Source organism: Paenibacillus sp. 453mf (genome assembly GCF_900116105.1).
In the GTDB taxonomy this organism is placed as follows: Bacteria; Bacillota; Bacilli; order Paenibacillales; family Paenibacillaceae; genus Paenibacillus; species Paenibacillus provencensis.
Genome location: NZ_FPAC01000002.1, coordinates 330,302 through 351,996, shown reverse-complemented (window position 1 = coordinate 351,996; position 21,695 = coordinate 330,302). Strand labels below are relative to the sequence as shown.

Annotated in this window: 20 protein-coding genes; 5 read left to right on the top strand and 15 right to left on the bottom strand. The window is 47.8% G+C overall.

Annotation, left to right across the window (positions count from 1 at the left end):
* Window positions 1-224: 224 nt before the first annotated feature.
* On the bottom strand, window positions 225-650 hold the full coding sequence (locus BM415_RS15845; protein WP_091159708.1) for a GNAT family N-acetyltransferase: 426 nt from the start codon (window positions 648-650) through the stop codon (window positions 225-227).
* Window positions 651-1,166: 516 nt separating this feature from the next.
* Between BM415_RS15845 and BM415_RS15840 the strand changes: the two genes are divergently transcribed.
* Window positions 1,167-1,778: a superoxide dismutase gene (locus tag BM415_RS15840; RefSeq protein ID WP_091159706.1), complete on the top strand. Its 612-nt coding sequence runs from the start codon at window positions 1,167-1,169 to the stop codon at window positions 1,776-1,778.
* A gap of 268 nt (window positions 1,779-2,046) precedes the next feature.
* Here the strand turns inward: BM415_RS15840 and mutY are convergent, their stop codons facing one another.
* The 5 genes from mutY to BM415_RS15815 all read right to left on the bottom strand — a co-directional run bounded on the left by mutY (window position 2,047) and on the right by BM415_RS15815 (window position 7,230).
* Complete coding sequence (gene mutY / locus BM415_RS15835) at window positions 2,047-3,201, bottom strand: A/G-specific adenine glycosylase (protein ID WP_091159705.1); 1,155 nt, start codon at window positions 3,199-3,201, stop codon at window positions 2,047-2,049.
* A 29-nt stretch (window positions 3,202-3,230) separates the two neighbouring features.
* Complete coding sequence (acpS, locus tag BM415_RS15830; protein WP_091159703.1) at window positions 3,231-3,623, bottom strand: holo-ACP synthase; 393 nt, start codon at window positions 3,621-3,623, stop codon at window positions 3,231-3,233.
* A 123-nt stretch (window positions 3,624-3,746) separates the two neighbouring features.
* Window positions 3,747-4,556, bottom strand: a complete 810-nt coding sequence (gene nadE, locus BM415_RS15825) for an ammonia-dependent NAD(+) synthetase (RefSeq protein WP_091159701.1) — start codon at window positions 4,554-4,556, stop codon at window positions 3,747-3,749.
* A 110-nt stretch (window positions 4,557-4,666) separates the two neighbouring features.
* Entirely contained in the window at window positions 4,667-5,101 is a 435-nt protein-coding gene (locus tag BM415_RS15820) for a BrxA/BrxB family bacilliredoxin (protein ID WP_076314658.1), read from the bottom strand.
* 437 nt (window positions 5,102-5,538) lie between these two features.
* Complete coding sequence (locus BM415_RS15815) at window positions 5,539-7,230, bottom strand: ATP-binding protein (protein WP_091159699.1); 1,692 nt, start codon at window positions 7,228-7,230, stop codon at window positions 5,539-5,541.
* 241 nt (window positions 7,231-7,471) lie between these two features.
* Between BM415_RS15815 and BM415_RS15810 the strand changes: the two genes are divergently transcribed.
* Window positions 7,472-8,734, top strand: coding sequence for a BaiN/RdsA family NAD(P)/FAD-dependent oxidoreductase (locus tag BM415_RS15810; RefSeq protein WP_091159697.1), 1,263 nt, complete (start codon window positions 7,472-7,474; stop codon window positions 8,732-8,734).
* Between the two features lie 154 nt (window positions 8,735-8,888).
* On the opposite strand, the gene BM415_RS15805 is transcribed toward BM415_RS15810, so the two are convergent.
* The 6 genes from BM415_RS15805 to BM415_RS15780 form a co-directional block, all read right to left on the bottom strand.
* A complete protein-coding gene (locus tag BM415_RS15805) occupies window positions 8,889-9,356 on the bottom strand; it encodes a hypothetical protein (RefSeq protein ID WP_091159695.1) in 468 nt (155 codons plus the stop codon).
* A 187-nt stretch (window positions 9,357-9,543) separates the two neighbouring features.
* The gene (locus BM415_RS15800; protein ID WP_091159809.1) at window positions 9,544-11,085 is read right to left on the bottom strand and encodes an MDR family MFS transporter; all 1,542 of its coding nucleotides are present in this window, start codon (window positions 11,083-11,085) and stop codon (window positions 9,544-9,546) included.
* A 108-nt stretch (window positions 11,086-11,193) separates the two neighbouring features.
* On the bottom strand, window positions 11,194-12,687 hold the full coding sequence (locus BM415_RS15795) for an ABC transporter ATP-binding protein (protein ID WP_091159694.1): 1,494 nt from the start codon (window positions 12,685-12,687) through the stop codon (window positions 11,194-11,196).
* Between the two features lie 13 nt (window positions 12,688-12,700).
* On the bottom strand, window positions 12,701-13,237 hold the full coding sequence (locus BM415_RS15790) for an ECF transporter S component (protein WP_091159807.1): 537 nt from the start codon (window positions 13,235-13,237) through the stop codon (window positions 12,701-12,703).
* A 337-nt stretch (window positions 13,238-13,574) separates the two neighbouring features.
* A complete protein-coding gene (locus BM415_RS15785) occupies window positions 13,575-14,342 on the bottom strand; it encodes an energy-coupling factor transporter transmembrane component T family protein (RefSeq protein ID WP_170862511.1) in 768 nt (255 codons plus the stop codon).
* A 32-nt stretch (window positions 14,343-14,374) separates the two neighbouring features.
* Window positions 14,375-14,938 (bottom strand): GNAT family N-acetyltransferase, encoded by a 564-nt coding sequence (locus tag BM415_RS15780; protein WP_091159691.1) that lies wholly within the window; start codon window positions 14,936-14,938, stop codon window positions 14,375-14,377.
* A gap of 189 nt (window positions 14,939-15,127) precedes the next feature.
* On the opposite strand from BM415_RS15780, the gene BM415_RS15775 reads away from it, so the two are divergent.
* A complete protein-coding gene (locus BM415_RS15775; protein WP_091159689.1) occupies window positions 15,128-16,120 on the top strand; it encodes an alpha/beta hydrolase in 993 nt (330 codons plus the stop codon).
* A gap of 147 nt (window positions 16,121-16,267) precedes the next feature.
* Here BM415_RS15775 and BM415_RS15770 read toward each other — a convergent pair whose 3' ends face one another.
* Window positions 16,268-16,552: a hypothetical protein gene (locus BM415_RS15770; protein WP_091159688.1), complete on the bottom strand. Its 285-nt coding sequence runs from the start codon at window positions 16,550-16,552 to the stop codon at window positions 16,268-16,270.
* A gap of 139 nt (window positions 16,553-16,691) precedes the next feature.
* On the opposite strand from BM415_RS15770, the gene BM415_RS15765 reads away from it, so the two are divergent.
* Entirely contained in the window at window positions 16,692-17,171 is a 480-nt protein-coding gene (locus BM415_RS15765; protein WP_091159686.1) for a GAF domain-containing protein, read from the top strand.
* A gap of 194 nt (window positions 17,172-17,365) precedes the next feature.
* On the opposite strand, the gene BM415_RS15760 is transcribed toward BM415_RS15765, so the two are convergent.
* Complete coding sequence (locus BM415_RS15760; protein WP_091159685.1) at window positions 17,366-18,796, bottom strand: aldehyde dehydrogenase family protein; 1,431 nt, start codon at window positions 18,794-18,796, stop codon at window positions 17,366-17,368.
* A 179-nt stretch (window positions 18,797-18,975) separates the two neighbouring features.
* Here BM415_RS15760 and BM415_RS15755 point away from each other — a divergent pair, with 179 nt between their 5' ends.
* Window positions 18,976-19,284, top strand: coding sequence for a hypothetical protein (locus BM415_RS15755; RefSeq protein WP_091159683.1), 309 nt, complete (start codon window positions 18,976-18,978; stop codon window positions 19,282-19,284).
* A gap of 119 nt (window positions 19,285-19,403) precedes the next feature.
* Here BM415_RS15755 and BM415_RS15750 read toward each other — a convergent pair whose 3' ends face one another.
* Entirely contained in the window at window positions 19,404-21,593 is a 2,190-nt protein-coding gene (locus BM415_RS15750) for a heavy metal translocating P-type ATPase (protein ID WP_091159682.1), read from the bottom strand.
* Window positions 21,594-21,695 lie beyond the last annotated feature (102 nt).

Genomic DNA, 21,695 nt, shown 5'->3' with positions numbered 1-21,695 from the left:
CTTCTATCACCTCAAGGTTAAAATATAAAAATGCCATATGAATAGAAAAGCATATCTCGGTTCCATTTGCAATTGGAAGCCAAGATATGCCTATTATGGATTGAAAATAAATTAGACTAAAAAATAGAATAAAACCGTGTTCTCTCTCTATATCTGATCTCGTTCATTGCTTGAACATGAGACGCCAATCTAGCAAACCTATACACTGCATTCAAAATGCCTTGTTAGCTGTGTGCCAAAATACTAAGATTCTGAAATGCCTTCATGACCTGACTAGCTCCGTAACCCATTGCTTCATACAGCGGCATCGCGGCTTTGTTATGCTCGTCACCGGCGACCCACACCCCTCTAACCTTGCGCTGTTGGAAACGTTGTTCAAGCGCCTTAACCAGGGCTTTTCCAACACCTTGACGTCTGAAATCAGGGTGAACTGCAATACGATAAATACAACCATGGTTCTGATCAATAGTACCGATTAAAGCACCGATCAGCTCCCCACCCTGCTCAGCAACCATAATAAGGTCTGAATCCCAGGACAACTGGCGAGCGAAAGGACCCATCGTGTTCTCAAAGCAATCTTCCGACAAAGCAGCCGCAAGGAGCTCTGTCACACCATTTGCGTCACTCAACTGAAAGGAACGAACGTTCATCTGCTAAATCTCCCTTTTCGTTATCTTTAGTGAGGTTTTACAAAAAAGGCACGCCCTTTTTACCAAAAACCCGATGATGATCCATCTGAATATATTAGAATGATATGTACAGACGGAAAAACCGGCAAAAGCCGGCCGAAACATCTGCCACGCCTATTAAGGAGAGCCAGAAATGTTCAGGAAATGATAATATGACAAAAAACGAGATATATCTTCTTCATCGTCCATTAAACCACACTTTGCTCCAGAAAACACGCTTTTTCTTCTGTAAACGCTTAATATCAAGCGCTTACATTTTAATTGCTAAACTTTGTATATTTGGTGTTAAACTAGTTAACACAGTAATATAGTTTCAAGATAGTTTTGTTAATTTCATGTTATGTTAAAAACCTTCTATGACAACTTAACAAACAAAAATGTTGATTAAATAGGCTGAATAAGGTTTAATATAAGTGTCGAGGGGAAATCTAGATAAAGATTTAACCTTTAATTTATTTTTTAGGAGGAATTTCAATTATGGCATTTAAATTACCAGCACTTCCTTATGCAAACGATGCATTAGAACCACATATCGACGCTCAAACGATGGAAATCCACCACGATCGCCATCACAATACTTATGTAACGAACCTGAACGCGGCTCTGGAAAGCGCTCCTGAGCTTCAAGAGAAATCCCTTGAAGACCTGCTTGCGGACCTCAACAGCGTACCTGAGAGCATCCGTACGGCAGTCCGTAACAACGGCGGCGGTCATTACAACCACAGCCTGTTCTGGGAAATCATCGGACCTAACGGCGGCGGCGCTCCTACAGGCGATATCGCTGCAGCAATTGACAGCGAGCTTGGCGGCTATGACAAATTCAAAGAAGACTTTGCAAAAGCAGCAACAACTCGTTTCGGCAGCGGCTGGGCATGGCTTGTTGTCGGTAAAGACGGCAAACTGGCAATCACTAGCACACCTAACCAAGACAGCCCTGTATTCGAAGGCCTGACTCCAGTTCTTGGTCTGGATATATGGGAGCATGCTTACTACCTGAAATATCAAAACAAACGCCCTGACTACATCGGTGCATTCTGGAATGTAATCAACTGGGATGAAGTAAACAAACGTTACGCTGCAGCGAAATAAGAATTAATTCCTCTGCAGTTAAACAGCGGTACCCGCTGTTTACTTTCTAAAGAAGCAGTCTAGAATAAAGCGGCAATCGCCGTTTTACTCTAAGACTGCTTTTTTTCTCATACTCGGTTACGCTAATCAGGATATATCCAAGAACCGTCTTAGGACTGTTTCTTCCCCTGCACTTGAGACCGAGATCCAGGTTCGTACCACAAAAAAGAGCATCTGCCATAAGGTTAATCCGGTTCTCCCAGGTCCTCGGCGATGCTCTTCCCATCTATTATTCATTCACTATATTAAAATAATCTCGTAATAATTTCAGAAACACATTCGGAAATGCCATGGTATCCATATCCTTCGGCTCGATCCAGCGGTACAAATGTCCCTCATCAGTGTATGCTTCAACCTGCTCTGCCACCAGGGAGGATGTCAGCACAGCTTCCTCCTCCGTACAATGATATACCTGCAGGTTCCAATGTATATGGCTAAATGTATGCTCGGCCATTCTCCAGAACGAGTTAGGCTGTACGTGATAGCCCTCCTCAAGCAAATGTCCGGCGATCCGATCCATCGCAGGCTCATGAGGAACCAGATGGGCAAGCTCGCCGGGTGCAGATGCCTGCATATGAGGCAGCTCCCACATCTTGGCCAGCAAGCCGGTCGCAGGACGCTGACGAACCAGCACCTTCCCTTCATTCCCACCCGTGCCGACAACGAGGGCAGCAATTCGCTGTTCAGGACGAGGGGGCTTAGCCTTTTTCTTCACAGGTAGTGTCTCTTCCCGTCCCTCAATCCGTCCCGTACACATCTCCATCACCGGACAAGTCAGGCAATGTGGAGATTTCGGCGTACATACGAGCGCTCCAAGCTCCATTAACGCCTGATTGAAATCTGACGCTCGTCCCTCTGAAATGAGCTCCTCCGCCAGCGTCTCCATCTTGACTCTAGTGCTGCCCTTCATAATGTCATCTTCAATCAGGAAATAACGTGACAGCACTCGCATTACATTTCCATCCACAGCAGGCTGGGCTTGATTAAATGCGATGCTGAGAATCGCGCCTGCCGTGTAAGGACCGACGCCCTTCAGATTAAATACTGCATCCTTCTGATTCGGTACTTCTCCGCCATGCTGCTCCATCACTTGTCTTGCAGCTGCCTGTAAATTACGAGCACGAGAATAATATCCCAGCCCCTCCCAGAGCTTCAGCACGTCTTCCTCAGGTGCCTCTGCCAAATCCTGAATCGTCGGGAACCGTTCAATAAAACGCTGAAAATACGGAATCACCGTATCCACCCTTGTCTGCTGCAGCATGATCTCCGACACCCATATATAGTAAGGGTCCCGATGCCGCCGCCACGGAAGATCGCGCTTATTTTGCATATACCAATGAAGCAGCTCCGTACTAAAGAACTTTTTTGCATGACTATAATTCATTCGATTATAAATCTCCTATTCTGTATTACTCAGATCCGTTCAACGATGGCGAACGCGGCTGCGACGCTTGGCTGATGCGAGATGCTGAGATGAACCATGTAAGCAGGCTCGCCGCTAAGTCCAAGCCGTTTCCAAGCTGCCCCAGAGATCGTCACAGTCGGCTTGCCCAGCTCATTCGGCAAAATCTCAATATCCTGGAAGCCCAGCAGCTCCCCGATTCCGCAGCCGAACGCTTTGGATATGGCTTCCTTCGCCGCAAACCTTCCGGATACATATTGAACCTCACTCTGCATACGCGAACCGAGTACCGCTCTCTCCTCTTCTGTAAGCACGCGGCTGAGAAATCGGGAACTATGATCACCCTTCATAATTCGAACAACCCGTTCGGTTTCAAGCACATCGTTACCAATCCCATAGATCAAGCACTTCACCACCTTTAATATCCTAATCTATTGTATCAGTTGTATGGACAAATCAAAAACCCTCGTCAGGGCAGTAAATTGTCCCATATTACGAGGGTTCTCTTGCTTATAGGCAGCCGTTAATTAGATACCCGGAATGGCATTCCGTTTGTGTGCTGTGCGAAGGTATGCTGCCTCAAGCTTCTCTCTTGCTTCCGCATTAATCTCCTTGCCTTCTAAGTAGTCACTGTTGTCATCATATGTAATGCCAAGTTCCTTCTCATCGGTCTGACCTTCCCATAGTCCTGCTGTCGGCGCCTTGTCCAGTACCTCCTGCGGCACGCCAACATAGGCTGCAATTTGTCGGACCTGACGTTTATTAAGGCTAGTCAGCGGCGTGATATCAACAGCGCCATCGCCCCATTTGGTGTAGAAGCCCGTAATTGCTTCCGATGCATGATCTGTTCCCACAACGAGCAGATTCATTTCGAACGATAGTGCATACTGTACAACCATACGGGTTCTGGCTTTTACATTCCCTTTGCCTTGCGGCGTCATATGACGCGGAGTTCCAAGAGATTTGAAGCCGTGCTCTACTTCAAGAGCAATCTCGTTAACCGCTTCTTCAATATTCGTCTCCACCGTATATTTTAGGTCAAATGCCTTCGCTACAGCATAGCTGTGAGCAATATCCACTTGTTCTCCGTATGGCTGGAACACGCCCAGTGTCTTGAATTCTTCACCCTTCTCCTCTGTCAGTTCATCCGTAGCTTGTTTGCACAGCGCTGTCGCGACCGCACTATCAATACCGCCGCTGATCGCAATAAGCAGCCCTTTTGTGCCGGACTTAAGGACGTACTCCTTCAGAAAATTGACCCGTTTCCGAACTTCTTCTTCCACGTTGATCTCTGGTTTCACTCGTAATTCTGCGATGATTTGCTCTTGCAAACTCATGTTTACGCACCCCGTCTCTAATAGATTAGTAAGTATAGATAATGGAAAAAGCCAAAACGCCCCGTAATTTCGGGGCTAATCCGAAAGAATCGGGGCGTTATGTAACTAACTTATTTGCAATACTGATTAAATGCTCCCACCAGATCAGCCGCAATTTCTTCAGCGGAACGATTCTCGATCTGATGACGCTCGATAAAGTGCACCAGCTCTCCATCCTTCATCAAAGCAATGGAAGGGGAAGATGGCGGATATGGAGCAAAATATTCACGAGCCTGTGCAGTGGCTTCTTTATCCTGACCTGCAAACACCGTAAACAAGTGGTCAGGGGTTACTTCATTCTCAAGTGCTCTGGCTACACCAGGACGTGCTTGACCTGCTGCGCAGCCGCAAACCGAGTTGACAACAACAAGCGCAGTTCCTTCAGCACCCGGTAGTTTAGCTTCTACTTCTTCTACGGTACGAAGCTCTTCAATACCGAGGCGTGTCAGTTCGTCCCTCATCGGTTGAACCATATCTTTCATGTATTGGTCAAAAGACATTGACATGTTCTATTCACTCCTTCACTAACTTTTATTATACATTCCTATGTTGTGAACGCAAGGGATGAACATGTCAAACATGAAGATGTAATTGCGACATCTAAGATCTGTATGACCAAGAATGGCCATGAATCTCATGCATTAACCCTACGTTGCCGGGAAGTTGTCACCGTCGAGCTTCTTATCAACGACTTGACCTTGCCCTCTCTGGTTTTTCTTGTTGGACTGCTTCTGGATTTCCTGTTGTTTGGAATCATTTTTTGCCATGGGAAACTCTCCTTTTTCGTTTCAAGATTAGGATTCCCATCCGTTAACTAACAGATGGCCATGTTTATTATGACTCCAGACGTTCGTTTCTATCCTTTATACAGCCATAGTCCCTACTCTATACATACGCCTCCATTGTCCCTAAGAAGAAGCGGCGTATGTGTAAAACTGTATCTCTACAGTTTAAAAACAACCGTGAATATCGTGCCTCGTCCATCACCAGAGTCCACCTGGATGGCAGCATTGTGCCGTTCCGCAATACCCCGGCATAACGCAAGCCCGAGACCCGTGCCCTTCGATTTGGTCGTATAGAAAGGTTCGAACAGCTTCTCTTGAACTGCCGGCGGAATTCCCGGACCTTCGTCTATAACCCTAAGCAGAATTCGATTCTGCTCACATGATGTCTCGATATAGAGTGTTCCCTTGTTATCCATGGCCTCCATACCGTTACGCGCCAAATTCAAGATCAGTTGCTTCATTTCCTTCGAGTTCAGATGATATTTAGGTATCCTTTCACTCAAGTTAAGCTTAACCGTCTGCCCCCTCATGTTCGCATCAGCCTTTAGCAGCGGGAGCATATCGTGGATAATATCATGTAAATGAACTTCTTCCTTCTCGACGATCCGATTTTGAGCAAGGGATAAAAAATCAGTTATAATTCCGTTGGCCCGGTCTAATTCTTCCATAACAATCCGATAATAGTGATCAAGCGACCGGGGACTTCTCTCATGCATTAATTGCAGGAATCCTCTTACGACAGCCATTGGATTCCTGACTTCATGTGTGATGCTCGCAGCCATTTGTCCAACAAGGCTGAGCCTCTCTATATGCGCAAGCTCGTTACGGAGATTCTCAAGCTCAGTAATATCCTGAAGCACGAGCGAGGTTCCAATCAGGGTTCCTTCATAGGGATCTCTTACCGGTGAAATCAAGGTATGGAAGATGTATGGTCCAACATTCAAGTACTCTGATGAGATTTCTCCACTCTTCGATGCAATCCGGATTCTCTCTGTTACCCGTGACCCGTGCTCTTGTCCGACGATCGATTCAATGCGCTTGCCGATTATATCAGACTCACTATTCATGCCCGGATTTCTTCTGCGCAGCACATCAAGCATTCGTTCATTCATATTCACAATTCGCCCATCGACATCAAAAGCGACGACTGAGACAGGAATTGTGTTCAACAGCTGCGTGTTTAGATTGGAATGGTGTATGAACTGCCTGCGTTTAGCTTCCATCTCGGAGGCAAGCGCTTGCTGCACGAACTGCAGCTCTACGAATTGAATAATGGCGAGTCCTGTAATCAGAGACAATATCGAGTAGACGAGAGAATATAGGATAAAATCAATTTGAACCGAATCCACCTTGGAGAAATAAGAAGCATATGCAGCAGCCATGCTGATCATTGCGAAGAGTGCAAATGGGATCAGGAACCGCTTTCTTTTGCCTTCCAGGCTCTCTTGCTTGAAGCGTTTTGCCAACAACAGCATAATTGGATATAACAAGATGCCCGATTGAAGAAAGATCAAAAGGTCATTCCACAAATCTGTTGTAAATACAAACAATAACGCGCTAAAAATCGACACAATTAGACCCGCGAAAGTGCTTCCATAAAGAATTGCCAACGTAACAGCGAGCGTATCTAAATTCAAATACAGGGAATCAAATAAAGTCGTAGAGAAAATAACACAAAACACAACGGATATCATGCATGCCAGCAGTAAATGCCTCTCTGTAGCCCTTGACCTATGAGAGAGATTAATATTATTAACCTGACTGCTCATGTGCCCAATAAATAACGAAAAGAGAAGTGGGGTAATTCCTGCAAGCAGGATCTGCAGCAGAATATTCTTGACAGCAAACACAGGCGTTTATCTCTCCTCTCATTTCGTTCACTGACAATCGAGCTTATGTAACCTGATTAAAACATAGGCGACAGTATATTACAATATTTTCTATGTACAGTTATGCTATTGGATCATTTCATCAAACATTAAAACGATGAACTTGTATCTAATAAACAAAATATAAACAAAAAACGACAACGATCGGCTAATCTGGTACGATGTTTGAAGGAATTTGTAATGAAGAGGAGTTTTCTTAAATATGAAAAAAGTAATTGTCATCGGTGGAGGACCTTCCGGCCTTATGGCTTCCGTTGCCGCTGCTGAGCATGGTGCATCGGTTGTTCTCGTTGACAAAGGCAATAAGCTGGGGCGCAAGCTCGGAATATCCGGGGGAGGACGCTGCAATGTAACCAATGCCAAAGATCAGGATGAGCTGATCAAGCATATTCCCGGTAATGGAAAGTTTCTATACAGCGCATTTCAGCATATGGATAATCAAGGAATTATGCGTTTTTTTGAAGATCTCGGCATCCCCTTGAAGGAAGAAGACAACGGAAGAATGTTTCCTGTGTCTGACAAAGCCAAGACAGTCGTCGATGCATTGATCGGCAAAGCAAGCTCGCTTGGTGTGAAGATGCTGACAGACTCTCCTGTAGCTGAGGTTATCTACGAGGAGGCCCGAGTTGCTGGTGTGAAATTATCTTCGGGGAAAGTTCTTGCAGCTGAAGCAGTGATTATAGCTACAGGAGGCAAGTCCGTGCCGCAAACCGGCTCAACGGGTGATGGATATCCTTGGGCGGAGGCCGCTGGCCACACCATAACCGAGCTGTATCCAACAGAGGTTCCTATTACCTCTAATGAAGCGTTTATCGGTTCACGGGAGCTTCAAGGTCTGAGTTTAAGCGATGTCGCACTGTCTGTTCACGACGCGAAGGACAAGACGGTCATTCGGCACGAGGGTGATATGATCTTTACCCATTTCGGGCTGTCCGGTCCCATTGCGCTGAGATGCAGCCAGTTCATTCGCAAGGTGCAGAAGAAGACAGGCACGAAGAACGTCATCATGAAACTGGACCTGTACCCAGCTTACTCATTATCCAAGATGGAGCAGGATCTGAAGCACAAGCTCGAATCTGAGCCTAAGAAAGCCATCAAAAACGCACTGAAGGGGATTGTACCGGAGCGGCTGATTCCTGTGGTATTGACAAAGGCAGAACTGGACGGTGAGACAACCTATCATCATCTTCCTAAAGGCGCTGCAGAGACACTGGCTGCCGTCATAAAAGGAATGCCCATTCAAGTCAACGGAACACGTTCGCTTGCAGAAGCATTCGTCACCGGCGGTGGGGTGCATTTGAAGGAGATCTATCCCAAGACGATGGAATCTAAGCTCATGCCTGGCCTCTATTTCTGCGGCGAGATCCTGGACATTCACGGCTACACCGGGGGTTATAACATTACCTCCGCCTTCTCTACAGGCTATACGGCGGGCAAGCACGCTGCTATGGAAGACACCTATTAGGGTCGTAAAGTAACACTTTAGATAAGCGATAAAAAGCGACCCCCATTAATCCGCATCTTCAGATACGAATAATGGGGGTCGCTTTTTTGGTGTGCAGGTCCTATTTTCATGTAATGGAACCTATGCGTAATTTAAGCATGTAACAAGGTTAAAATTACGCCTTCACGCTTCCGGAGAATCCGCCAAACGAACCGCCGAATTCGGTGTCCTCGGTTCTGTTATGCTCTTCCGCAAGCTCTGCGCCATCATCCTGAGATTCTAAGTCGTAGCCCGATGACTCCATTCCATAAGGCGAGTCCGAGTAGCCCGCCATATAGGATTCGTCCAAATCCTCATTCACCGTATGCGCAGGAATCGGCGTATAGGCAAACTCCGTATCGCTCATCTGATTCATCTCTGGAGTCAAGGCCTCGTGCACCTGCTGATTGCTGTCATCCTGAACCTCTCCGCCATAGGCTTCTATAATTTCAAGTGCTGAGGTTACATCCTGACGCTCAATGTTGACATCCATCATGCCTCCGCCGATCATATTCGGCTTATAACCTAGCTCCACGAGCATATCAAATGCCCCGCGGGCCTTCTGCTCATTCTCAAATTGAACGAGAAATGCCGCATCATTCACCTGTGCTTCACCCTTTCCATCTATTTTTTAAGCTACTGTTAACTGTGCCCATCACGCATAGGTTAATATTCCACAAGGAGCAGTAAATTATAGTAAACAATCCATTTAAAAATACCCATATAAAGACTGATATATATAGCAGTTCATCTTCACGAATTGAATAAGAACAAAATACATGATCTTCTTATCATGAATGCTCTTCATCCCGCTTGCCTGCAATCTGCACCTGTCCAGCCACTCCTGACTCGACCGTTGACGGGGGCTGCTTACGCAGTCCCGCTGTCACTATAAATCCACAAATTCCAATGATAAACATGATGAGGAACAAAGAATGCAGGCTCAGTTCGAGTACATGCTGAAGTAATGCCTGAATCCTCTCTGGCAGCTCAAGCGTTCCGTGCGGAGCCAGAATGGTATTGATATCCTTCTGTGTTACGCCCTGCTCTGATAAATCCATCGCTTCCGTATGTGCTGAGATTCGCGAGTTCAGCCATGTTCCAAATGCCGCTGCCCCAATTGTTTGTCCTAGTGTACGCATAAATGTATTGAGTGCGGTCGACGCTCCTCTCTGCCGGTACCCGACAGAGGATTGGGCAATAATCGTAAATACAGTGAAGGAGAAGCCGAAGCCCAATCCATAAACGAACATATAGAAGAGCAGCAGCCAGCTCGGCGAATCCCCGCTGAGGAAGATCAGCCCGGACGAGCCGGCAACAATTCCGGTCAACCCGATCAGCGATGTATAGCGTGATCCAAGTCGCATCAGCAGCCTTCCTGCAAATATACCGCCAATCAGCCACCCGATAGACATCGGTGCAAGCGCCAATCCTGATGTCGTGGCGTTTCCGCCCTGCACCCCTTGTATCCATAATGGAAGATAACTCGTTAGACCGATCATCAGTGCGCTTGTCAGCAGGCCCGCAATGTTGGACAGTGTAACATTCCGTATTTTAAATAGCTCCAGCGGCACAATCGGCTCTTTTGCCTTCCTTTCCACGATTAAAAAAGCAGCCAGAAACACCACCGCAGCCAGAAACAGTGTCACGATAAAGGGTGATCCCCAAGGATAGGAATGTCCTCCAAGGGACAATGCAATGAGCAGGGAAGTAATGCCCACTGTAAAAGTAATAGCTCCCAAGTAGTCAATGTGCACTTTTTGCTTCACAATATCTTCCTTCAAATATGTACCCACAAACCACAACGCCAGCAGACCAAACGGAATATTGAAGCCGAATATCCACGGCCAGCCCAGGTAATCTACAAAATATCCGCCAATCAGCGGTCCCAAGAGTGACGAGATACCCCAGACAGAGCTGATCATGCCCTGAACCTTGCCGCGCTCCTCAATACTGTATATATCCCCGATAATCGTAAATGTAACCGGGACGACAGCACCTGCGCCAATCCCTTGAATCGCCCTAAACAGAATCAAGCTCTGCATATTCTCTGCGTAACAGCAGAGCAGGCTTCCGATCAAAAATAGTCCTACTCCAATTAAAAAGACGGGCTTACGCCCGAACAGATCACTGATCTTCCCAAAAATCGGCGTACTGACCGCCATCGTCAGCAGATACGAGGTGAAGATCCAACTAAGAAGCGATACATCACCCAGATCACTGACGATGGTTGGACCTGCCGGACCGATCACCGTTCCTTCAATCGCGGACAAGAACGTAGCGAGCAGCACACCCGCCAGAATAAAGCCCCGATTCGGAATACTCGTCCTTATATTCAAAATCTTTGTACCTTCTCTCTATAATTTACATCGCTTATTCCATCATAACATGAGCTTACTTGCCATGAAATAATGAAGTAAAGTTTCGAGAAGAGGTGATACTTACCTCTGCACTTCCAGACGACCGTCTGCAAGCTGCCATATTTGATCGGCATAAGCGGCTAATAGCTCGACATCATGTGTAACCATCAGGACAGCTGCACCGTCATTCAACTTATGTCTGCACAGATGTATAAGAGCCTGAATGCCGATGTAATCAAGACCTGCTGTCGGCTCATCGAAGATGTAGAGCTGCTTCGGGACCACCAACTGGGCGATTACGCTGAGCAGCTTCTTCTCGCCGCCGCTGAGCAAGTAAGGAGAAGCGTCCTTTTTGTGAGCCAATCCGGTTTCCTTAAGCAGAGACGTCGCTGCTGCAGCGTGAGCTTCTGGAATCTTGTCATCCTTCTTCAACGAGAGGGCTCCCCGAATTCCGTAGATGCATTCCTCCCACACGGTACTCGCGACGAATTGATGCTCAGGCTGCTGAAATACATATCCCATCTCTCTGGACAGCTGATGAACCTTGAGAGCAGCTATATCCCTGCCTTGAAAATACAGGCTCCGCTTCGGCACCGGAAGCAAGCCCATCATGAGGCGGCTCAGGGTCGTCTTGCCTGAGCCGTTCTCGCCGGTCAGCAGGGTCCACTGACCTGCTGACAGCATACAGTTCACCTCCTGCAGCGCCCTTCGGCCAGCAGGATAGGTGAACGAGAGCCACCGTGCCTCAAGCAGCGGGGGCTGGCCTTGGGCCCGCGCCTCCCGCCCCGCAGCATCGCTTGCGGGCGGCGGCAGCAGGCCCAAGGCCGTAAGCTCCGCGGTGTGATCGCGGAGCAGCTCTTGCGGCGTGCCGTCGAAGCGCACGGCACCGCCATCCAGCACGATCACGCGCGTTGCCTGCAGCGCGTGATCGTCAAACCGGCCGGACGCGGTGATGAGCGTCCGGCCCTGCTCGTGCAGCGCACGGCACAGCTGCACGAGTCTCTGCTGCGCCGGCGGGTCGAGGCTTGCCGCCGCATCGTCGAAGACGATCACCTCCGGTGCCAGCGCCAGAATGCTGCTGATCGCTGTACGCTGCTTCTGCCCGCCGGACAGCTTGGACACTTCATCGAACCGCTTCTCCTCAAGGGACACGGCGCGGAGCGCTTCATTCACCCGCTGTTCCAGCATCGAAGGAGCCAGGCATAAATTCTCCGGGCCAAAGGCAACCTCGTCTTCGACAATGCCCTGAACGAGCTGTGCATCCGGGTCCTGAAAGACCAAGCCGCAGACCGCCGCAATATCGGCAATAGAAGCGACTGCCGGGTCCATCCCACTAACCCCGACCTCTCCCGAGCGTTTCCCCCCACCTGATCGAGGCAAATACCCATTAAGCAGCTGACACACCGTAGATTTACCGCTTCCGCTGCCTCCAATCAGGGCAACCCACTCCCCTTGGAGAATGGAAAAAGAGAGGCCGTGCAGCACCGGGCTGGCCTCTCCTTCGTATTGATAGCTGACATTTATGAATTCAATTATGGGCTTATGAATCGTATGATTAATGCGTATATCATCCATCATTTCCGCTCCCTTACACTTCTAACGGTTCAGATGGTTGATACCTCTTTAAGAGACCCGTGCGAATCAATCCATCCCCAAGCACTTTCGTCAGCCACCCGCACAGCACGGCCCCGCTGATAACACGGGTAACGAAGGCACTGATTAATACCGGCCAGCCCCATGCGGTATATCCGAACATTTGCGCTGCAAAGACAAACCATAACGGTACTAGCGCCGCACCTGCAGTCAGCATGAATGTCAGATTCCATTTCTTATACCGGGTTATCCAGCATAGTCCCTCCAGGACAACCATATAGCATAGTGCAGCGACGATGATGGAAGCCAGACCGTAGGCGGAGCCTATAAAGCTCTGCACTAGTGCTCCTATACTGTATGTAATGACTGCCGTCCCCGGCTTGCGAATAATATAATAGGCAAGTAATCCATAGATCATATATAGTCCGACAATCGTTGATGTTGCAATGGGACCTCCGAGATTGTTCAGCATTTTGTTCACGACGGACATATAGAAGGTCATTGCCCCATTTGCTGTCGCCAGCATAGCCATAAGTACAATGTCCAGGGTAGTAAACGCTGCAAAATGTCGTTTAATTCGAAATTCTTTTTTAGACACGATCCTCTCTCCATTCTGTTCAGATGTGATATGACGATATACTCATACTGATGAGCAACACTCCGTTGAACTGATCCTGAGCATGCTTCTACTGTAATTAATTTATAGACATGCAGTTTAATTGTCAACATAAATATTGTTATTGAAGGTTAACAATAAGACCGGAATAACCCGCTCCCCGTCTATATCACACTTAAATTGACATCCCCATACCCATATCTCGATTAACTTGAACTCATTTCCACGCTTTTAAAAAGATGATGCAATGCACTCACTTCACTTCCCCCATCACGCCAATCAGTACCAGCAGAAGTACACTGCCACCCGCCATCCACGGACCATAACGCGAGAACACGCGAACCCTTAAATACGTACGCTCCGGATAGGCTCCAAACCCTTTTGCCTCCATGGCTCCGGCCGTTTGCTGCACTCGCCGTATACAGTTCACCAGAATAGATACACCATAATTCCGATAATAACGAAGCTTGTTGCTGATTCCTGCTCTCGCTTCGCTTCCTCTCACCTTGTGCGCCTGAGCAATAACTCTTCCCTCCTCTTCCAGTAAAGGCAGAAACGTGAGGGCAATCGAGACGCCAAACGCAAACCGGTATGGAACCTTCAATCGCAGCGTCAGCGAATGAACAAAATCACGCGGATCGGTTGTTGTAATAAACAGCAGAGATGAGAGAAACAAATTAAACATACGCAAGGAAAGTGCACCTGCCAGCAACATGCTGTCCTCTGCTATATGAATTGGACCCAGCTCCCATAACGTTTCCTTCCCAGGCACCGCGAGTGTGGTTAAGACAAAATACGGGAGACCAAAGCTAAGCACGAAGAAGACCGCTTTCCTCAGCTGAGAGAAGGGCAGCCCTGCTCCTAATCTACCTACAGCCAGCAGTATCAGGAACATCAGTCCTTGCACCAGCAAATGCTCCGAGTTCAGAACGGCCACGGTCCACGCCGCAAGCATCACCAATTTGCTCATAGGGCTGATCTGATGCAGCAGAGAGGTCCCCCTCCGATATTGAAGCAGCATGACTCCAAATTCCTCCTTCATTTTTCAGATTTCTATCTATATTTCCATTCCTCAAACAAAATGGAGTGCATTTGCATATCCTTATATCCAGTCGATGTATAGTGCAGCTGCCTAAGCAGGCCTTCACACTGAAATGACAGAGCATGAAGCAGCTGCTGTGAAGCTGTATTTCTTGGATCAACCAGCGCTTCAATCCGATTGAGTCCCATCGTCTCAAATCCATATTGCAGTACAGCTTGGAGCGCCTCTGTCATATAACCCTTGCGCCAATGGGAGGAAGCCAGCTCATAGCCAATCTCGCCACGAAATGCACCTTGAAGCTGCCAATAATTATATCCGCAGCTGCCGATTACAGCACCGCTCTCTCTGAGGATAATGGCCCAACGGAAGCCATCCTCCGTCTTGGATGCCTGATCCAGTAAATCAATCATATCCTCTGCTTCCTGAACGCTGTGCATCGCTGCGATGTTCATATAGGTTGTAACCTTAGGATCGGACCAAATGGTGTAGATCTCTTTGCTATCTGTTCGCGTAAGCTTGCGTAGCAGCAAACGCTCCGTCTTCAGCTCAGGAATGTAACCGCCGCATACATACATCACTTCATACTCCTTCAGCTAATGTACTAATGTACTGGAATGGATATCTCCAATTGTAGTTTATCTAATCACAGGATTGAAATGGTGGCAAGCGTTTAATAATAGGTAACTGAATTGAAGTGGACACGAATGACCACTGTCATTTTAACAAATACTATTGCCGATGTTGAAAGGAGGGTCTTCTCACATATGTATCAAATCGCTTTTTTGCTCCTCTCGGTCTATTTCCTCATTGAAGGCATCGTTTCGTTTGGATTCAGACAGATGATACGGATGAAAGTACGCAGCGAAGATTATCTATTTTCACTCCTTGAAAAAGCCGGTGTGTATCATCGCTCCGATTTCAAGAAGCTTCAGAAGGAGGATGTATGGATACGAAGCCTAGATGGACTTAAGCTACATGGGGTAATGATCGAGCCGAATCCCTCCTCCAAGCGCTGGATGATTATCGTTCACGGCTATACGGCCTCGCACTTTATTTCAACCCAGTATATCCAAATGTTTCAGGAGTCCGGCTTTAATCTCCTGCTTGTAGATCAGCGCAGACATGGCAAGAGCGAGGGAATCTACACGACGTTCGGCTATAAGGAAAAATACGATATTGAAGACTGGGTGGAATTTGTAAATCAACGTGCTGGCGAGAACTGTGTTATTGGTCTGCACGGTCAATCCTTTGGCGGAGGCACTGTACTGGAATACAGCGCAATGGCTGCTTCTAATGTCAGGTTCATTGTTGCGGACTGCCCCTATTCCGATCTGACCGAGCTGATGAAATATCAGCTGAGAAGAGTTCGTCTCTATCCTGTATCCTGCTTCTACTATTTGGTTAGCCGGCGTGTTATGAAAAAAGCAGGCTTCCGTTTCGAGCAGGTATCTCCGACGAAGGCTGTACAAATCAGCGACATTCCCACCCTGTTTATTCACGGTACAGAGGATCGCTTCGTACCTACGAAGATGAGCGAGGATTTATATACAGTTAAAAAAGGGTTCAAAAGGCTGCTCATGATCGAAGGTGCTGTCCATGCCAACGCTTATATGGTCAACCCGCAATTATATCGTACACAGGTTGCTGAGTTTATTGACGAAGTACTAGAGCGTGAGCATATTCAGCTATATCCTTCATCCTCTCTTCAATCCTCCTCTGCTTCGGTGGAACAGCCGCTGCGGACCCAATGGGGATGAAGAAGATGATGATGTAAACGAAAAAAGTCCGATACCCCTGAAGTGAACTTCCTGCAAGCGTGTCAGTAATGACAGCGAGGGAGCATCATTTTAGAGGTGACGGACTTTTTTTGCTGATGACCCAAATGAATAAGCCACCGGAGTAAACTACACTTTATTCGTTTCTCCCACTTCAGAGCACACGGTGTTCAGAACCGTCTGAATTTCCTTGAATTCATCAATTCCCGCACCTGTAATGCTGAATTGTTCGTTATGGGAAGTCAGAAAGTTCTCCTGCGTCAGTCTCTCCAGCTCCTGTTTCACTTCCCGTTCACCGACTCGGTAGTCTAACGCCTCCAGCCGTGTCAGGACGTCTGAAACCGTCAGATCCTCCGTTTGAGCGAGATGAAGCATATGAATACGAATGAATAAATTTTGCACATCTGCGAGCATAGTTCATAACCCCTTTCCGACTTCGCTTACAGTATTTACTTCACCAATCCTCTTGCTTAAGAAACGTCAATCCCTTACAATGACAAGGATATCCACTTAAAATTATAGCTACGCTATTTATACCGGAAGGTGATAAGAAATGTTCCACACGATGACTTATGAAGGTACCCGAAGCGAGCAGTACCAAGCTGTTCTTGATCAATTGAAGGGCTTAATTTATGAAGAACCTGATGCAGTAGCTAATATGGCCAATGCCTCCGCTCTGCTGAATGTATTCCTTAAGGACATTAACTGGGTCGGATTCTATGTATACGATGGCACAGAGCTTGTACTAGGTCCCTTCCAAGGACTGCCTGCCTGCATTCGTATTGCGCTTGGACGCGGCGTGTGCGGAACAGCTGCAGGGGAGCGCAAAACTCAGCTTGTTCGTAATGTTCATGACTTCCCTGGACACATTGCTTGTGATGCAGCGACGAACAGCGAGATTGTCGTGCCGATTGTGAAGAATGGCGAACTGTTTGGCGTGCTTGATATCGACAGCCCGCTGCTTAACCGTTTCGACGAAGAAGATCAGGCGTTCCTGGAGAACTTTGTTAGTATTCTGGCAGAGCAGCTGTAGAACACTTGGTTGTTATAGAATTATAGAACCGAAGGCGTTCATGATAAACAATAGCCTATTGTTCAACACCAATAGCATGGCATGATGTTCTCATGCCATGCTCAACTTATCTAGAAACCCGGCCTCTTTTTTTGCTAAAGAGCGCGGGTTTCTTTTTATTAAATATGGCTTGCCTTATATTAATGTTCAAGGTCCTATAAGTTACGATTCATGACAACGAGCTTCAGCTCTGTCATTGCTTCTACGGCATATTTGATACCCTCACGTCCATATCCGCTCTGCTTGACGCCGCCGTATGGCATATGATCCAGCCGGAATGTCGGGATATCGTTGATGATCACTCCTCCTACTTCCAATAAATCAGCCGCCTTCAGCGCGTGATGAATATTATTCGTATAGATCCCTGCTTGAAGCCCGTATACCGAATCATTCACCTTCTCAATTGCTTCATCAATGGAGCTCACTTCATGGACCACAACAACGGGTCCAAACACTTCCTGACTGGACAGCTTCGCCGAATGCGGAACATTCGTCATTATCGTTGGCGCAAGTACTCGTTGTGAGACCTCACCACCGGTAATGAGCTCAGCACCTTCACTGACAGCTTCCCGGATCCACTCCAGTACTCTGCTCGTATCCTCCTCCGAGATCAAGGCTGACACATCCGTAGATGAGTCTAGCGGATCGCCCGCATTCAGCGCCTCTGTCTTCTCTCTAAGCAGCTCGATAAATGATGAAGCTGCCGACTCGTGCACATAGATCCGCTGGACCGAAATACAGACTTGTCCCTGATAAGCAAATGAGCCTTGTGCAATACGTTCAGCAGCAGCCTCCAGATTGTTGATCTCCTCATCCACAATGACAGCTGAATTCGAGCCCAGCTCCAGCGTCACCCCTTTGAGCCCGGCCTTCGCTCGAATCCCCTTACCTACACCAGGACTGCCAGTAAAAGTAATATGCTTGACCCGTTCATCAGTCACCAATATATCTCCAATCGTTTTGCCGCTCCCGCTCACTACATTGAGAGCCCCCTTGGGCAGTCCCGCCTCCTCAAACAGTTCAGCTATGAAATAAGCGGATAACGGCGTCTGACCCGCTGGCTTAAGTACAACCGTATTCCCTGCGGCCAAAGCCGGACCCAGCTTGTGTGCAACCAGATTCATCGGGAAGTTAAACGGGGTGATAGCCCCGACCACACCGACCGGCTCTCTCATAGTATAAGCGACTCTCCCCTCCCCTCCGGGTGCGGCATCCATCGGCAGAGACTCTCCTTGGATCCGGCGAGCTTCCTCTGCTGCAAAACGGTACGTTTCTATTGTTCTCTTGACCTCGGCTCTTGCTGCCTTCATTGGCTTAGCCGCCTCTCTTGCTATAAGAACGGCTGCTTCCTCAAGCCGATGATGGAGCAGGTCCACAACCTTATTAAGTATTGCAGAGCGTTCATGCGCCGGCATACGCCGGGTCACCGCATAAGCTTCTTCGGCACTCGCAATTGCAGCTTCTACCTGCTTCTCCTCAGCCACAGCGATCTCTGCAATAGCCTCCCCGGAATAGGGGGAATACAGCGTCTTCCACGAGGCTCCTTCTATCCATTCTCCTCCGATATATAACCGTTGTTTGTGCATATTATTTCCTCCTCATTGACAAAAATCTATTGATAATGTTCTGGCTCTTCGTCTCCATCTCTATTACCCAGCGAGCTTACGCCCAGCTCTAGCAGCATACATAGGGTCAAGCCAGAAGGACATAAAATAAACAAACTAATGTGAGGACGATGGGTCCTAGACACGAAAGGGGCAGCACCATGAAATACCGTGTTATAGGTGTATATGGATCAGATGCCATCTCCAATCCTTCCAGGCCAAAATACACTGTCATCATCGTCAATAGCTCAGATATTGCTTATTTTGTATTTACCGAAATTCTGGTCAATTCATGCTTGTATGCAGCACTCAGTTATATTCATGCCCCTTCCCCAATGCTGACCAGCATTGCCGGTACCGCTGCTTTCAAACGCTGGGTTATACGCTCCCCGAGGCACCGCCAGCTTACGATCAGCAGCAACCGGAGAAAAGCAAACAAGCTGAAAGCCTTGCGAAAAGCGGGAGCATAAAGTGTAAATCTTATTCCTTGGACAGCATAAACTGCTATAAGAAATTACCGGATGAAACCAAAAAAGCTTATTCTCTCACAGTGAGAGAATAAGCTTTTTTGAACCTGTATGCAAAGGGTCTAGCCTTTATATTTCAAGATCCGCATGGAATTGAGCACGGCAAGCACCGTAACGCCTACGTCGGAGAATACTGCCTCCCACATCTCTGCAATCCCAAAGGCCCCAAGGATGAGAAACAGCCCCTTCACCACAAGAGCAAAGATGATGTTCTGCCAGATGATCACTCTCGTCCGTTTCGCGATACGGATCGCCGTGGCAATCTTCGAAGGTTCATCTGTCATAATGACGATATCAGCGGCCTCAATTGCAGCATCCGAGCCGAGCCCACCCATGGCCGCACCGACATCAGCGCGTGCAAGCACTGGTGTATCATTAATACCGTCTCCAACGAACATTACCTTCTCCTTGGCCGGCTTGTTCTCTACCAGCCGTTCCAATTGCTCCACCTTGTCAGCGGGGAGCAGCTCTGCATGAATCTCATCTATACCGAGCTTCTCTCCCACCGTCTCCGCGACGGAACGTGCATCTCCGGTCAGCATAACCGTCTTCGTTATATTCAGTGCCTTTAGTTCCTTAATAGCTCTTACGGCATCCTGCTTCACCTTATCAGAGATAACGATATGCCCTGCATAGCTTCCGCCTATCGCAATATGAACTACAGTACCGTGCTGCACTGGCTCTGTATATGGAATCCCTTGCTGCTCCATAAGCTTCTTATTTCCCGCAAGCACCTCAGTACCGTCAAGCAGCGCTCTGATCCCATATCCGCTTAATTCTTCATAGCTTCCGATCAGATCTTGGTTCAGATCATGACCATATGCGATTCGGATGGATTCAGCAATGGGATGATTGGAATGATACTCTGCATAGGCTGCGTACTTGAGCAGCTCTTCTTGATCCTGCTGCGCGGTTTCTGCCGGATATATTCCCGTAACCTGAAATACACCTTCTGTCAGCGTTCCCGTCTTATCGAAGACGATCGTTGTAACATCACCTAACGCCTCCAAGTAATTGCCGCCTTTGACCAGCACCCCCGCTCTCGAGGCTGCCCCAATCCCTCCGAAGAAACCCAGTGGAATGGACACCACAAGCGCACATGGACAAGATATGACTAGAAAGACAAGTGCACGGTAGAGCCAATCAGAGAATTCCGCCCCACTGATCACTAGTGGCGGGATTACAGCCAGCAAGGCTGCAACAATGACGACAATTGGCGTGTAAACACGAGCGAATTTGTTAATAAACGTCTCTGTAGGTGCCTTTTTGCTTGTTGCATTTTGAACGAGCTCCAAAATTTTAGACACCGTCGATTCACTGTAATCCTTGGATACTTCCATGGTAAGCACACCATTTAGATTCACGAAGCCGCTCAGCACTTCACTGTCTGGCGCAGCTTCTCTTGGAACAGATTCCCCTGTAAGTGCGGAAGTGTCCATCATTGAGGTTCCGCTGATCACCTTGCCGTCGAGTGGTACACGCTCTCCAGGCTTTACAACTATGCGTTCGCCAATTCTTACCTGCTCTGGGGACACTCTGACTACACCCTCCGCTGTCTCGAGGTTAGCATAGTCAGGACGTATATCCATTAATGACTGGATCGACTTGCGTGAACGGTTTACCGCAAGACTTTGGAACATCTCACCGACCTGGTAGAACAGCATTACAGCAACGGCTTCAGGATATTCCTGGATAGCAAAGGCTCCAATCGTCGCTATGGTCATTAGGAAATATTCGTCAAACAACTGTCCCCTTGCGATATTGCGAACCGCCTGCCATACAACATCACCGCCGACCAGCAAATACGCAAGGATGAACAAACCAATCTCAGCATAGCCTGACATGGGTACGAGAGCAGCAGCTACTGCAAGCCCTGTGCCGACGGCAAGGCGTGCACCCCGTTTCCACAGCTTAGCAGCTCCTGTGTCATGATGATGTCCTGCATGTGAATGGGAAGCACCATGGTCATGACCCTCTTTATGACGATGAGCTGCTGCATCTGCCGGTTCGATAACCGACACACGAATATGCGGCTCAATTCGCTTTACTTTCTTGGCAGCTTCAGCGAGCACTTCCTCTGATCTGTCCGCATCGGCAGTAATGCTCATTCTCGTCGTTGCAAAATTGACAGCAACGGAAGATACTCCACCGATCTTGCCTACACCCTCTTCGATCTTACGGGCACAATTGGCACAGTCCAGTCCTTCCAGAAGCAGATCTTTCTTTATTTGACTTGTATTAGTACTCACCATGTGTCATCTCCTCTTCCCGTCAAACAACATCAATATATGAGCAATCATTCATATGTTATGAATCCATTATATGCAACGAGCCAAAAAGAAGTCAATCTTTTG

What these genes read in the sequence shown, in the direction of transcription:
- BM415_RS15820 (WP_076314658.1), bottom strand. Translation starts at nt 5,101, where the DNA reads ATGTCAATGTCTTTTGACCAATACATGAAAGATATGGTTCAACCGATG.
- BM415_RS15780 (WP_091159691.1), bottom strand. Translation starts at nt 14,938, where the DNA reads ATGTATGTATGCGGCGGTTACATTCCTGAGCTGAAGACGGAGCGTTTG.
- BM415_RS15810 (WP_091159697.1), top strand. Translation starts at nt 7,472, where the DNA reads ATGAAAAAAGTAATTGTCATCGGTGGAGGACCTTCCGGCCTTATGGCT.
- BM415_RS15770 (WP_091159688.1), bottom strand. Translation starts at nt 16,552, where the DNA reads ATGCTCGCAGATGTGCAAAATTTATTCATTCGTATTCATATGCTTCAT.
- BM415_RS15750 (WP_091159682.1), bottom strand. Translation starts at nt 21,593, where the DNA reads ATGGTGAGTACTAATACAAGTCAAATAAAGAAAGATCTGCTTCTGGAA.
- BM415_RS15790 (WP_091159807.1), bottom strand. Translation starts at nt 13,237, where the DNA reads ATGGCTATGCTGGCGACAGCAAATGGGGCAATGACCTTCTATATGTCC.
- nadE (WP_091159701.1), bottom strand. Translation starts at nt 4,556, where the DNA reads ATGAGTTTGCAAGAGCAAATCATCGCAGAATTACGAGTGAAACCAGAG.
- BM415_RS15760 (WP_091159685.1), bottom strand. Translation starts at nt 18,796, where the DNA reads ATGCACAAACAACGGTTATATATCGGAGGAGAATGGATAGAAGGAGCC.
- BM415_RS15775 (WP_091159689.1), top strand. Translation starts at nt 15,128, where the DNA reads ATGTATCAAATCGCTTTTTTGCTCCTCTCGGTCTATTTCCTCATTGAA.
- BM415_RS15785 (WP_170862511.1), bottom strand. Translation starts at nt 14,342, where the DNA reads ATGCTGCTTCAATATCGGAGGGGGACCTCTCTGCTGCATCAGATCAGC.
- BM415_RS15755 (WP_091159683.1), top strand. Translation starts at nt 18,976, where the DNA reads ATGAAATACCGTGTTATAGGTGTATATGGATCAGATGCCATCTCCAAT.
- BM415_RS15765 (WP_091159686.1), top strand. Translation starts at nt 16,692, where the DNA reads ATGTTCCACACGATGACTTATGAAGGTACCCGAAGCGAGCAGTACCAA.
- BM415_RS15795 (WP_091159694.1), bottom strand. Translation starts at nt 12,687, where the DNA reads ATGGATGATATACGCATTAATCATACGATTCATAAGCCCATAATTGAA.
- BM415_RS15840 (WP_091159706.1), top strand. Translation starts at nt 1,167, where the DNA reads ATGGCATTTAAATTACCAGCACTTCCTTATGCAAACGATGCATTAGAA.
- mutY (WP_091159705.1), bottom strand. Translation starts at nt 3,201, where the DNA reads ATGAATTATAGTCATGCAAAAAAGTTCTTTAGTACGGAGCTGCTTCAT.
- BM415_RS15845 (WP_091159708.1), bottom strand. Translation starts at nt 650, where the DNA reads ATGAACGTTCGTTCCTTTCAGTTGAGTGACGCAAATGGTGTGACAGAG.